At 38.9% G+C, this 12,682-nt stretch carries 12 protein-coding genes; 2 read left to right on the plus strand and 10 right to left on the minus strand.

The window, feature by feature from the left end:
• Window positions 1-70 precede the first annotated feature (70 nt).
• The 6 genes from ACH0AK_RS06505 to ACH0AK_RS06530 all read right to left on the minus strand — a co-directional run bounded on the left by ACH0AK_RS06505 (window position 71) and on the right by ACH0AK_RS06530 (window position 6,626).
• Window positions 71-1,012, minus strand: a complete 942-nt coding sequence (locus ACH0AK_RS06505; RefSeq protein ID WP_010736622.1) for an alpha/beta hydrolase — start codon at window positions 1,010-1,012, stop codon at window positions 71-73.
• 472 nt (window positions 1,013-1,484) lie between these two features.
• Window positions 1,485-2,729: a serine hydroxymethyltransferase gene (glyA, locus tag ACH0AK_RS06510; protein ID WP_010736623.1), complete on the minus strand. Its 1,245-nt coding sequence runs from the start codon at window positions 2,727-2,729 to the stop codon at window positions 1,485-1,487.
• A gap of 189 nt (window positions 2,730-2,918) precedes the next feature.
• Complete coding sequence (locus ACH0AK_RS06515; RefSeq protein ID WP_226076106.1) at window positions 2,919-3,944, minus strand: L-threonylcarbamoyladenylate synthase; 1,026 nt, start codon at window positions 3,942-3,944, stop codon at window positions 2,919-2,921.
• A gap of 192 nt (window positions 3,945-4,136) precedes the next feature.
• The gene (gene prmC / locus ACH0AK_RS06520) at window positions 4,137-4,973 is read right to left on the minus strand and encodes a peptide chain release factor N(5)-glutamine methyltransferase (RefSeq protein ID WP_010736625.1); all 837 of its coding nucleotides are present in this window, start codon (window positions 4,971-4,973) and stop codon (window positions 4,137-4,139) included.
• Window positions 4,966-6,039 carry a peptide chain release factor 1 gene (gene prfA / locus ACH0AK_RS06525; RefSeq protein ID WP_010736626.1) on the minus strand — a complete coding sequence of 358 codons (1,074 nt, stop codon included), beginning with the start codon at window positions 6,037-6,039 and terminating at the stop codon, window positions 4,966-4,968. The genes prmC and prfA overlap by 8 nt, the downstream gene beginning before the upstream one ends.
• Before the next feature lie 2 nt (window positions 6,040-6,041).
• On the minus strand, window positions 6,042-6,626 hold the full coding sequence (locus tag ACH0AK_RS06530; RefSeq protein ID WP_010736627.1) for a thymidine kinase: 585 nt from the start codon (window positions 6,624-6,626) through the stop codon (window positions 6,042-6,044).
• Window positions 6,627-6,804: 178 nt separating this feature from the next.
• Between ACH0AK_RS06530 and ACH0AK_RS06535 the strand changes: the two genes are divergently transcribed.
• Window positions 6,805-7,404, plus strand: coding sequence for a class I SAM-dependent methyltransferase (locus tag ACH0AK_RS06535; protein ID WP_153830075.1), 600 nt, complete (start codon window positions 6,805-6,807; stop codon window positions 7,402-7,404).
• A gap of 254 nt (window positions 7,405-7,658) precedes the next feature.
• Here ACH0AK_RS06535 and ACH0AK_RS06540 read toward each other — a convergent pair whose 3' ends face one another.
• The 4 genes from ACH0AK_RS06540 to ACH0AK_RS06555 all read right to left on the minus strand — a co-directional run bounded on the left by ACH0AK_RS06540 (window position 7,659) and on the right by ACH0AK_RS06555 (window position 10,886).
• Window positions 7,659-8,624, minus strand: coding sequence for a peptidylprolyl isomerase (locus ACH0AK_RS06540; RefSeq protein WP_499796802.1), 966 nt, complete (start codon window positions 8,622-8,624; stop codon window positions 7,659-7,661).
• 235 nt (window positions 8,625-8,859) lie between these two features.
• On the minus strand, window positions 8,860-9,429 hold the full coding sequence (gene lepB, locus ACH0AK_RS06545; RefSeq protein WP_224434234.1) for a signal peptidase I: 570 nt from the start codon (window positions 9,427-9,429) through the stop codon (window positions 8,860-8,862).
• A 207-nt stretch (window positions 9,430-9,636) separates the two neighbouring features.
• A complete protein-coding gene (locus tag ACH0AK_RS06550) occupies window positions 9,637-10,416 on the minus strand; it encodes a DUF6681 family protein (RefSeq protein WP_224434235.1) in 780 nt (259 codons plus the stop codon).
• Window positions 10,413-10,886 carry a hypothetical protein gene (locus ACH0AK_RS06555; protein WP_023520277.1) on the minus strand — a complete coding sequence of 158 codons (474 nt, stop codon included), beginning with the start codon at window positions 10,884-10,886 and terminating at the stop codon, window positions 10,413-10,415. Before ACH0AK_RS06555 ends, ACH0AK_RS06550 begins: the two co-directional genes overlap by 4 nt.
• Before the next feature lie 359 nt (window positions 10,887-11,245).
• On the opposite strand from ACH0AK_RS06555, the gene ACH0AK_RS06560 reads away from it, so the two are divergent.
• Window positions 11,246-12,646, plus strand: coding sequence for a TrkH family potassium uptake protein (locus tag ACH0AK_RS06560; RefSeq protein ID WP_224434236.1), 1,401 nt, complete (start codon window positions 11,246-11,248; stop codon window positions 12,644-12,646).
• The last annotated feature ends 36 nt before the right edge of the window (window positions 12,647-12,682 follow it).

The raw sequence follows: 12,682 nt of genomic DNA on the forward strand, positions 1-12,682 counted from the left end.
AAACGCCTGAAAATCAGACGTTTTTTGTTATTTTTCTAATTTATTAATGGATAAAGATGACAAAAAACAACTAGTTTTTTAGCCATTCTGTGGAAAGAGTCATTGCTGCTCGTGTCGCATTGGTTTGGTCCATCGCATTTACCATGACAAAATCATGGATGATCCCTTGGAAACGTACTTGCGTAACTTCCACACCAGCTTCACGAAGTTTTCTAGCGTATGCTTCTCCTTCATCTCTTAACACGTCCGCTTCACCAGTCAAGATCATTGCAGGTGGTAAACCTGTCAATTCTTCTTTACTTGCACGTAGAGGTGAGGCAGTGATTTCTGCTCGTTTCTTTTCATCTGTCGTATACTGATCCCAGAACCATTGCATCCCTTCTTTTGTTAAGAAGTAATTCTCTGCGAATTGGTTATAAGAACCTGTATCGAAATTTGCATCAGTTACAGGATAATATAGTAATTGTTTTTTGATTGGTAATCCTTGACGTTGCTTTGTAAGGATCGTCATCACCGTTGCCATATTCCCACCTACGGAATCCCCAGCGACTGTCAAGTTCTCAAGATCCAAGCCTTTCGACTCAGAAAGCTCCGCAAGTTTTTGCAAAATCGCGTAGTTTTGCTCGATGGCAGTAGGATATTTTGCTTCTGGCGAACGACTATACTCAGGAAAAATAACGATCGAATTTGTACGAACAGCCAATTCTCGAATCAATTTGTCATGTGTCTTGGCACTTCCAAATACCCAACCAGCACCATGTATATAAAATATGACAGGTAATTTTTCTACATTTCCTTCAGGACGGATAAAACGCACATTGATTTGTCCCCAATCATTGGTATCCATTTTCAAATCCTCGATATCCACAGGTAATTTTTCCACAGAAGAACTTTGAACTTCTTCTAGAAGATCACGCCCTTCTTCCGGAGGTAATTCATAGATACGCGGGTGCGGTGCATTAGCATCACTAAACTCAATTGCTTCTTTTTCTAATGAAATTCGATCAGTCATACGGATTCCTCCCTAAATTGAATGCAACAAATAAAATTACACCTCATATACTAGAGAGCAACCAGACAAAAGTCAAAAAATCAGATTGAAAGAGGTTGTGAAAGAAGCGCTCAGCACTAAGGCATAAGACAGAAAAATAAAAAATGGCTATTTCATTTTTTATTTTTTTGGCTTATGACCGAAGTGTTGCTTCTTGAACACCGTTTATCTAGGTTGTGAGCAAGCCGTTCAGCTCCAAGTATTAAGGCAACAATTGAGAAAATAGCTTCTCATATTTTTCAATTGTTGTCTTAATATTGAAGGAGCTGGCTTGCGAACACCGTTTATCCAAGTTGTGAAAGAAGCGCTTTGACCTGAGCAGTAAGATGAAAAATCAGAAAAAAGGTGAGACAACCAAACAGCTACATGCCTGGTTGTCTCACCTTTTTCTATTCTCTTACCTTCTTATTGATGACTCTTAGTTATAAACTATTTATTTTTTATATAATGGAAATTGCTCTGTTAATTCACGGACGCCTGCACGCACTTCTTCTAATTGTGCTTCATCATCTTTTGCCTGTAAGGCTTTGACGATCAATTCAGCTACTTTTGCCGCATCTTCTTCGCGGAAGCCACGGGTCGTAATTGCTGGTGTCCCAATACGGATACCGCTTGTTTTGAATGGGCTTAGTGTTTCAAAAGGAATCGAATTTTTATTGACGGTGATATGAACACTGTCCAAAATCGCTTCTGCTTCTTTTCCGTTCAATTCTAAGTCACGTACATCGATCAAAATCAAATGGTTATCTGTGGCACCTGAAATCACTCGGGTACCAATCGATTGATTGAATACTTTTGCCATAGCTTTTGCATTGGCAATGACTTGTTCGCTATATTCCTTAAATTCAGGAGTCAATGCTTCTTTAAATGCAGCAGCTTTTCCGGCAATCACATGCTCCAAGGGGCCACCTTGGATGCCTGGGAAGACTGCGCTATTGATTTTTTTCGCCAGCTCTTCATTGTTCGTTAAGATCATCCCACCACGAGGTCCTCGTAATGTTTTGTGAGTAGTAGTTGTTGTGATATCGGCATAAGGGATTGGGCTTGGATGGACACCCGCTGCAACTAAACCAGCAATGTGTGCCATATCGACCATCAATTTTGCCCCAACTTCGTCCGCGATTTCTCTGAATTTTGCAAAATCGATCGTCCGACCATAGGCACTTGCTCCTGCTACGATCAATTTTGGTTGATGTTTTCTCGCTAAGATGCGTACGACATTATAATCAATGACTTCTGTTGACGGATCTACACCATAAGCAACGAAGTGGTACGTTTTTCCACTAAAATTGACTGGAGAGCCATGTGTCAAATGTCCGCCAGCAGAAAGATCCATTCCTAAGATCGTATCCCCCGGTTCAACTAACGCAAGATATGCAGCTGTATTGGCTTGTGATCCAGAGTGTGGTTGAACATTGACAAAATCGGCACCAAATAATTCTTTGGCACGGTCGATCGCCAGATTTTCAACGATATCCACAAATTCACACCCACCATAATAGCGACGTCCTGGATACCCTTCTGCGTACTTATTCGTTAAAATACTTCCTTGTGCCGCCATCACAGCTTCAGAGACAAAGTTTTCAGAAGCGATCAGCTCCAGATTGTTTTCTTGTCTTTCCTCTTCTTTTGCGATTGCTGCCCATAAATCAGGGTCAAACGTTTTGTAGTCTACCACAAACAACAACTCCTTATTTATTTATGTGTCAACTTCTCTAAATTTCAAATGATTGTTCAGTTTATTTGTCTTTTTTTGATGTTGACCAAACATTACTAGCTAAGAATACGAACATTATTTCTTAAATAGCTATTTTAGTTTGTTTCCTAGATTGTATCACAGAATGATTTTGCAGCAATCACTTCTGGTTCATTTTTTATAATAATTTTGTCCTGCGGCTTTTTTCAACCGATTCATATAAGCAATACCTAGCCCTTCTTCAGGTGCAACTTGTACTAGAATCAGATCAAGAGCTAATCGATCATCATCTAAGCCACGTAACCCCGCAAACAACCCTTTCGTTGCTGCCTCTACTGAATTATCGTAATACATATACACAGCTGCGACATCCTTGCGTACCTGATCAGCAATTGTTGGTCCAGCTAAAACACCGGTACGTAGTTTTTGCTCTTTTGTCCAGATGATCGCCTCTGGCCAATCCTTTTTTTCAACCATTAGTACTCGAGTATCAGGTGAGTAATGTTTGTATTTCATCCCCGGTGATTTTGGTGTTTCAGATTCTTTGACCAAATGGCGGTCTGTCGCCACTGGACTTTCAATGACAGCTTCTAGTTGCTCTTTCGTGATTGCTCCTGGTCGTAAGATCATCGGCGGTGCAGATGGGTCACTCAGATCAAGTACCGTTGATTCCACACCGATCCTCGTCGCCCCATCGTCAATGATTCCTGTGATTTTTCCATTTAGATCATGAAAGACATGGTCTGCTGTTGTTGGACTCGGTTTACCTGAAGTGTTGGCACTTGGCCCGACAAGTGGTACACCTGCTAATTGGATTAATTCTAACGTTTTCTTGTTATCTGGCATGCGAAAAGCAGCTGTGGATAAACCACCAGTGACAATCCCTGGTAAACTAGCTTTTTTGATGTGAAAAATCAAAGTCAGTGGTCCTGGCCAGAAGTTTTTCACAATTTGTTCTGTTAATGGGTGAAAGTTGTCCACATACTCTTTTACTTGTTCGAAGGAGGCGACATGGACGATCAATGGGTTGTCTTGTGGTCGACCTTTCACTGTAAAGACTTGTTTGACAGCCTCCGGTAAAAGGGCATTAGCTCCTAATCCATAGACAGTTTCCGTTGGAAAAGCCACTAGATTTCCTACTGCTAATTCCTTCGCAGCTTCATTCAATTGTGTTTCATCATATTTAATTGTTTCCACAGTCTATCCACATCCTCTTTTTTCAAAATCCTTGTTTTATTCCGTTTTTTCAGGTAGTTATACACAAATTGTTGATAACTAGTTTGTCAATAGTGGATAAGCATGTTGATAACTAAAATATTCGTTTTCATCCTTATCAAATCAGTGTTTTTTTATTATAAAAAAACAGAAAAAAATTTTTTCATCCACAAACTAATTGGTAACAAAAATCATTCGATCATTTCCTGCCATATCTTTTTTGATCCGTACTTTTTTTGTCGGAAAGGCTTGCTCCATGATTGCTTTGACAGCTGCTCCTTGTTGGAAACCAATCTCTAAAAAAAGTTGTCCATCGCTAGCTAATATTTGTGCAGCTTCCTTTGCGATTTTCTGGTAGATCGCTAAACCATCTTCTTCAGCAAACAATGCCATCTTCGGTTCATAGGTTCGTACACTCTGATCCATCACCGACCATTCTGCTCGACTGATATAAGGTGGATTAGAAATAATGACATCAAAGGTTTGATCCATGACAGGTTCCAACGTATCACCATGATAAAAATTGATCGTTGTTTGTTCATGTTCTGCATTTTCCTTAGCGACAGCTAGTGCTTCTAAAGATAAATCAATTGCTGAGACTTGCCAATTTTTTCTAGCAGCTTTCAAGCTGATGGCGATTGCTCCAGTTCCTGTACCGATATCCACGACATTTAAGGTTTCTTCGCTTGTTTTTGCCAAACACAGTGCGACTAATTCTTCGGTTTCTGGACGAGGAATCAAAGTTGCTTCCGTGACTTTCAAGCGGTGATCAAAAAATTCAGCATAACCTAATAAATAGTGGGGCGGATAATGTTGCACTAGTCGTTGCATATCTGCATCGATCATGGCTTGATCCTCGGCTGTGATCGGTTCATTCATTCGCATGAGCCAATCCAGTTTCGTCCACTGCTTTCGTTCAAGAAAGACAAACTGGATATTATACCCTTCTACTCCTTGTTCTTCTAAAAAAGAAGAAGCCCGTGTGAGGACTTCTCGATAGGTTTTATCCATTTTGCATCTCTTCCAACTTAGATGTTTGGTCGTACACGATCAATGCGTCGACGATCTCATCTAGTTTTCCTGCTAGAATCTGATCCAATTTTTGGATCGTCAAGCCAATACGGTGGTCGGTCACGCGATTTTGAGGGAAGTTATACGTACGGATACGCTCTGAACGATCCCCAGTCCCTACCGCAGATTTACGGTTCGCATCATATTCGCTTTGTGCTTCTTGTTGGATCTTGTCGTAGACGCGCGCACGTAAGACTTTCATCGCTTTCTCACGGTTTTTCAATTGTGAACGTTCATCTTGCATCGCCACCACGATTCCAGTTGGTAAGTGAGTCAAACGTACCGCAGATGCTGTCTTATTGACATGCTGTCCACCGGCTCCAGAAGCGTGGTAAATATCGACGCGGATATCCTTGTCAGCCAGATCGATCTCTACTTCTTCTGCTTCAGGCATGACAACGACAGTTGCCGTTGATGTATGGATACGTCCTTGAGATTCTGTTGAAGGGACACGTTGGACCCGATGTGCGCCACTTTCATATTTTAATTTCGAATAGACATTTTCACCTGAGATCATCATGATGACTTCTTTATAGCCACCGATCCCTGTCACACTTGCTTCCAAGACTTCTGTTTTCCAGCCTTGGCTCTCTGCGTATCGTTGATACATCGAGAAAAGATCCCCTGCAAATAGTGCGGCTTCGTCGCCACCAGCGGCTCCGCGAATCTCCATGATAATGTTTTTGTCATCGTTTGGATCTTTTGGAAGTAACAAAATCTTGATTTTTTCTTCTAGTTCTTCTTTTTCTTTTTTCAAATCAGCTAATTCTTCTTTAGCCATCTCTGCCATTTCGTCGTCTAACTTTTCGCCGAGTAATTCTTCTGTATCTTTGATCCCTTGAACAACTTCCTTGTAGCGACGATAAACTTCAACCGTTTCACGTGTATTTGCTTCTTCTTTTGAAAGCTGCATGAAACGTTTCGTATCTGAAATCACTTCTGGGTCACTCAGTAGTTCCCCAAGCTCTTCGTAACGGTCTTCGATTGATTGTAATTGATCGTACATGCTTAATCTCCTTCTGTGATCATCAATGGATGAAAATAGTGTTTTCGACATACGGGATAATAGGCTTCATTGCCACCAATTTGGACTTGATCTCCTTCGTACACCGGTGTTCCGTCTATATAATGTAAATTCATCATTGCTTTTTTATGGCAGAACCAACAGATCGTTTTCATTTCTTCGATTTTGTCTGCATAAAGCAATAAATATTTCGATCCTTCAAATAATTCATTTCTAAAATCATTTTTTAATCCGAACGCCATCACCGGAATATTGAGTTCATCAACGATTCTCGTGAATGCTAAGACATGTTCTTTTGTTAAGAACTGCGCTTCATCGATCAATACACAGAATGGTGGATGTTCCATCTGCTGGATGACTTCAAATACATCGGTCGTTTCAAAAATGGGAATTGCTTCACGTTTCAGCCCGATTCTGCTTGAAACTACGCCAACGCCATCTCTTGTATCGATTCCGCTGGTCATCAAAACAACCGGTTTGTTTTGTTCTTCATAATTATGTGCGACTTTTAAGATCTCGATTGTCTTGCCGCTGTTCATTGCGCCGTACTTAAAAAATAGTTGTGCCATGTCCTCATTCACCTTCCAGTTTGTTCCTATGGTATTATACTTGATTTTCAATCATTTTTACAGTGAGAATTTTCGAAGCGAGATTTCCCTAGTGTAAATGTTGGTATTTTCGTTATAAATCAATAAACTACCCGCACTTCTTTTGGTATAATCGAATGAAAAATAAAGGAGGGCACTTATGTCCGAAATATTCCACCAAATGGCGAACCATTATGATACCCCCGAACGAATACAATTAGCTGCTACGATTCGTTCAGCTGTTGAAAAAGAATTTTCTGCACAGACTCATGACCAGAAATTGATCGATTACGGTGGGGGAACTGGTCTTGTCACGTTACCCTTTGCCTCACGTTTTAAAGAAGTGATCATTATAGATTCAGCCGCAGGAATGCTAGCGATGGCTGATAAAAAAATCAAAGAGGCAAAACAAGCAAATGTACGAACACTTGAATTGGATGCTACAAAGGATTTGCCGGCAGAGAAAGCCGACATCATCTTACTATCTTTAGTCTTGTTACATATTCCAGAAACGAAAGTCATTTTAAAACAACTTTCGCAAATGCTTCATCCAAGCGGAAAACTTTATATCGTTGACTTCGATAAGAACGAAAAGATCCAGCATCCAAAAGTCCATAATGGTTTTGACCACGAGGAGCTAAGAGAACAATTGAAGCTTGCTGGATTTAAACCACTCTCAATTGAAACATTCCATCACGGAAAAAACTTGTTCATGAAACAAGATGCTTCTTTGTTTTTGGCTATAGCAATCAAAGAATAAGCATTTTCTATTTCTATAAAAAAACCTTTCATAAATACGCAAAGTGTCTGTGACATTAGTCCTCTTGTACCACCTAAAACCGAATAAACGGCGGGAACAGAAGTAATCTCTTCGGAAATAAGGCGCCATCCACAAAAATTTGAAGAACAATTTTCGTGGATGGCGCCTTATTTCTCGAGGCTGAACACTTCTGTCCCGACCTCTTTTGATTATTTTAATTGAGTTCGTATTTGTTTAGTTCTTCCACTGATCAATTAGTTTGAACTATCTGTCGAAGTACTTGTCGAAGCTTCAGTTGAAGCATCGGTTGAACTTTCGCTTGTGGATGGTTCCGTCATCAAGCCACTTAGTACGTTTTTGAAATCTTCATCTTTGATTTTTACATTTGCTTTTTTCAATTCATTACGCACAGCTTCTTGTTGGAATGTTGGATCTGCTATTTTTGTCTCTGTTGCTATTTTTTCTAATTCATCTTTATATTTCGACATATCATTGCCTTTTTCTTGTTGTTTGACCATTTTCACAAGATAATATTCCGTGGCGTTCGTAGAGGAATTAGTCGCTGTGATAACATCAGATACTTCCTCATTTTTAAGTTTGAACGCTGCTTGTTTGACTTCTGTTGGCACACTTTTAGATTGCGAGTCAAAGGTGATTTCTCCATCCTTTTCTTTTGTCGCTTCATCGGTCGATTTTTCTTTGGCGATTTTAGCAAAGTCGCCCCCTTCATCGAGTGACTTTTTGATTTCCTTGGCTTCATCTTCGCTACTTACTTTGATCAATTGTGCCTCTACTTCTGGATGGAAGTTTTCCCACGCTGTTTTAAGATCTTCATCCGTCAATTCGACATTCGCTCGTAAACCTGCTTTGTAAGCTAACCCTCTTTTTATTTCTTCTTTATAAGATTCAGTTGTATAGCCCGCTAATTTCAATTGCGAATCGAAAGAATCACCGAGTGCTTCTTTGCTAGCGTTGTATTCTTTATCTACATCTTCAGCCGTAATTTTGTCGCCATAATTTTCTTCAAAAATCTGGAAGATGATCAAATCTTGGACAGCGGTCTCCGCACCCTTGATTTTTTTCAAGTGGTCCACTAGTTCCTGCTCTGAGATGGTACCGCCTTTATACGTCACTGCAGCTTGATCTGAAGGATTTGTTGAACATGCAGAAAACAAAACCAGTCCTGATGATACAGCTAATATTGAGATGAATTTTTTCATGCTGTCACTCCTATATATTTTAATAGTTATTTATATCTATGTGTCTTTCACTTTAGCCTTACTTTATGAACAAACTTTGAAAATAACGTAATTTTATAAAAAAATTATACTTGATCACTTGTTGTTGTAGTTTATATAACAAAAAAACCTCAACATTCCAAACGAATGTTGAGGTTTTTTCAGGGTATATCTTTACTGTTTAGAGTTATATCGCTATCGCATTACGTATCATCGATTAAATGATATTGATCTTATTCAACGGCCAATAGCGGAAAACGACTTTACCTTGGATCAAGTCTTCATCGACTAAACCAAACATGCGGCTGTCTTTTGAGATCAAACGATTGTCGCCCAGTACCAAGTATTGTCCTTCCGGAACAGTGAATTCAAAATCACTGGTGAACGTTTCAGCATTTTCAGCTTGCGATTGGAAGGCTGAATTATAAGAATATTCCTCTTGTAGTTTGTCTTCTGAAAATTCTTTTTTATACTCATCTAAGTAGGGTTCATCTTGCTTTTCCCCATTGATGTATAGTTGATCATCTTCCATTTTCACAGTATCGCCTGGCATCCCAATGATTCGTTTGACGATCATCCGTTCTTCATCCCCAGGTTCTTTTGTTGTAATGATATCCCAGCGGTCAAAATCTGAGATTTTAGATGAGATCAAACGTTGCCCATCATGTAACGAAGGGTCCATGGAATGACCACTCACTGTGACTGGTGTGAATACATAGACTCTTGCCAAAATGATGGCGGCTAAAATAACGATCAAGATTCCCCAATTTTTCAAAAAGTTTTTCACTTTATACCTCCTATTAACCAAACATTTTTATGTTATTTTTTATTTATTTGTTAGCTATTCTTTATTTTACATTTTTTATCAATTAAAAGAAAGAATAAGTGTCGGATCGTGTTGGGAATAATCCGTTTTTTTTTTAGAAATGTTTTTTTGAACTTCATGTATCTTTCATATTAGAGCGAAATAAATACTCGATGGAGAAGATTTATCCTATACTTTTGATTTTTTTCTTCGTTGGGTTCGACTGTATGTCACTTCACCTTCTTGTTCTTTTGGTTGATTTTTCTTGATGATCAACTTCAAACGATAGGGTTCATGGTATCTAAGACCATCTTTGACAAAATCACCGCCTGCAAGGAATAAGCCTACGGGTTCAATATGATCTTCTGGCGAGTCGACCTTGATCGTTCCTACTTTTTCCATGCTGGAATAATTACGGCCGATACTTAATTGATAAGTTTTGTCGGAGACTTTTTTCACATAATAGTAGGGATAAAGTGTATTTCGATCAATCAAGAAACCGTCCATTCGACCAAGTTCATTGACCTTGATTTCCCCTTTTTCAATCAAATAACGCATATTCTCTGCTAGTTTCAATTGGTAGTCTTCATCGAATAGAACATTGGCTTTTTCTGTATTGACTTTGTCGATATTTCCGTTGTTCCCGCGAACCGTTTCTCCTTCAATATTGAATGCTTCATCAGGTAGATATTTTACGATCACTTGGGTCACATCGGCTTTTGAATTTTTATCAAAAAAGTAATAAAACACATTTAGAACAGTGAAATATAAAAGAACTAAAAAGCCTAATCCATATAAAAAGAACTGCAAATAGTTTTGATTTTGCCATAATCCATAAACAATCCGTAAAAGGTAAACGGTCGGAATCACACTTAATATAGTATAGCCTCGGTTCAAATATTTAGGACTGATATCTAAATATCCTAAAAACTTGTGTATCCCATTGATGATATCTAATATAAATGTCATTCTTCATCACCTGCCTGTTGATTATACATCTGTGTTTCAGCGGATTGCTCTGTAGGTGCATTATTTTCATTTAGATTGCCTTCACTTGGCGTAGAAGTACTTGGCGTTGTATTAGGCGTCGTACTGCTTGGTGTAGTGGCACTTGGCGTCGTACTTGAACCGCTGTCGTCCCCTTGATTTTGACTAGTCGAATCGGTCGTATATCCTGTATTTCCTTCATCCACGGAACTTTCTGGTATTGAGTTTTGGTTGTATGTAGAATTGGTTGTGTCTTGTTCTACAGTCGTCGGTGTTGTTTCTACCGTGTCATTCGTTTGCCCTGTTCCTTCATTGGTAGAAGTCGTCGTAGTCTCTGTGGAACGACTTGGTGCACGATAGCTAGAACTATTAACAATGCCTGTTGTGGTAGCAACAATCGTCGAAATCGTCAATACAGCGATTGGCTTTAATATAGGTGCTACTTTTCGCATATTCTCTCATCCTTTTCCTTGTTGCCGCTTGAAGTCTTGATCCGTTTGGCAAAAATTGATTTTTCTCACACGTATTCTTTAGTTTTACCATAAATTTCTTATTTTTTTCTTATTTTTTCATGAAACTTTTGTGTAGATTACTCAAATGTTGTTTTAGTCGTAATCAGACAGTCTATGACTAGTTGATACACTTCATTTTATCATGGATCTCCCTCCAAGTTGTTTCGCAAAGTCATCTTTATTATAAGACACTTTTCCAATAACTAAAATCCTAGTAAATTTTAGTTTTATTATTTCTTTGTGTATTTATTTTATTGTCGGTATACTGGAAGAAACATCTAACAAGGAGGATCGAATTTGTGCAATTGAATCTTTTTTTCCGGAAATGGCGAAGGCGTAGTGCAAGATATGCTTCTAGTCACTTTTCTTCTATTCAAATTATTGTATTTTATTATATTTTAATGACTATGATTTCTTTGGGCTTGTTTTACATCCCATTTTTCCGAAATCCGGGTAGTCATGCTTCATTTATTGACATGCTTTTTATGGCTATCAGTACGATCAGTGTCACTGGTCTTTCGACATTTGACATCCACGCGATTTTTAATAACAATGGCATTATTTTACTCGAAGTGTTGTTTCAAGTGGGTGGTTTAGGGATCATGATGATCTCAACGGCATTTATTATCTTTTCTAAGCGACGGATCACCTTACGTCAAAGACAATTGATCATGACAGATATGAACCAACCACGTTTATCTGGTATCGTTCGTTTGATTCGGATCACTTTTGTCATATTGCTCTGGTTCCAATTGCTATTTGGTGCCTTGTTCTCCGTTTATTTTTATATTCGCGGCTATTTCGATCATTGGCACGAAGCCATTTTCCATGGATTTTATCAAGCTATTTCCGCGGTCACAAATTCGGGATTCGATATTACTGGTGAGTCGATCAAGCCATTTGAACATGACTATCCATTTTTATTTATGATCATGTTCCTGATTTTCATTGGTGGAATCGGTTTTCCAGTATTGATGGAGTTTCGAGAATGGCGCTTGTATCGAAAAACAAAAGCCAAGATTCCTTTTCGGTTCTCTTTGTTTACAAAACTCGCCATCCTCGCTTTTGTCATTTTATTTGTAAGCGGGACTGTCTTGATTTTTTTACTTGAAAAAAATCACTTGTTCAAAGATCTCCATCCTAGTGTCCAGTGGATCAATTCAATGTTTTATTCCATGACAACTCGTAATGCGGGTTTACAGATCCATGATCTAGGAGATTTTCAAATCACCACCTTGATCGTCTTTTCCTTATTGATGTTCATTGGTTGTAGTCCCAGTTCTGTCGGCGGGGGTATCCGAACCACGACTGTGGCGATCATTGGCCTTTATCTTTATTCATTTTTGAAAAGTGAAGATAACATTAATATTTTTGGTCGTCGAATTGATGAAGATGATGTCCGAAAATCAGTAGTCGTTTTTATGCTCTCCTTAGGGATGTGCTTCTTCTGTATTCTTTTTTTATCTGCCACGGAGAAACAACCGCTGATCTCAATCATCGTGGAAGTGACTTCTGCTTTTGGGACAACGGGGTTATCGCTAGGAATTACCGGTGATCTATCAACAGTCGGTAAAATCACGATCGGTGCGTTGATGTTTATTGGACGTATCGGGATGTTGTATACATTAATGTTATTTGTGCCAAAAGAAACACGAGATTTAGGTTATGAATATCCTACTGAGAAAATCATTATCGGGTAAGCTAGTCTATCGTTACCATAAAAAAACGATATGTAA

The organism is Enterococcus pernyi, from assembly GCF_045371165.1.
Lineage (GTDB): Bacteria > Bacillota > Bacilli > Lactobacillales > Enterococcaceae > Enterococcus_B > Enterococcus_B pernyi.

What these genes read in the sequence shown, in the direction of transcription:
- ACH0AK_RS06540 (WP_499796802.1), bottom strand. Translation starts at nt 8,624, where the DNA reads ATGAAAAAATTCATCTCAATATTAGCTGTATCATCAGGACTGGTTTTG.
- ACH0AK_RS06505 (WP_010736622.1), bottom strand. Translation starts at nt 1,012, where the DNA reads ATGACTGATCGAATTTCATTAGAAAAAGAAGCAATTGAGTTTAGTGAT.
- prmC (WP_010736625.1), bottom strand. Translation starts at nt 4,973, where the DNA reads ATGGATAAAACCTATCGAGAAGTCCTCACACGGGCTTCTTCTTTTTTA.
- ACH0AK_RS06530 (WP_010736627.1), bottom strand. Translation starts at nt 6,626, where the DNA reads ATGGCACAACTATTTTTTAAGTACGGCGCAATGAACAGCGGCAAGACA.
- ACH0AK_RS06535 (WP_153830075.1), top strand. Translation starts at nt 6,805, where the DNA reads ATGTCCGAAATATTCCACCAAATGGCGAACCATTATGATACCCCCGAA.
- ACH0AK_RS06550 (WP_224434235.1), bottom strand. Translation starts at nt 10,416, where the DNA reads ATGACATTTATATTAGATATCATCAATGGGATACACAAGTTTTTAGGA.
- ACH0AK_RS06555 (WP_023520277.1), bottom strand. Translation starts at nt 10,886, where the DNA reads ATGCGAAAAGTAGCACCTATATTAAAGCCAATCGCTGTATTGACGATT.
- prfA (WP_010736626.1), bottom strand. Translation starts at nt 6,039, where the DNA reads ATGTACGATCAATTACAATCAATCGAAGACCGTTACGAAGAGCTTGGG.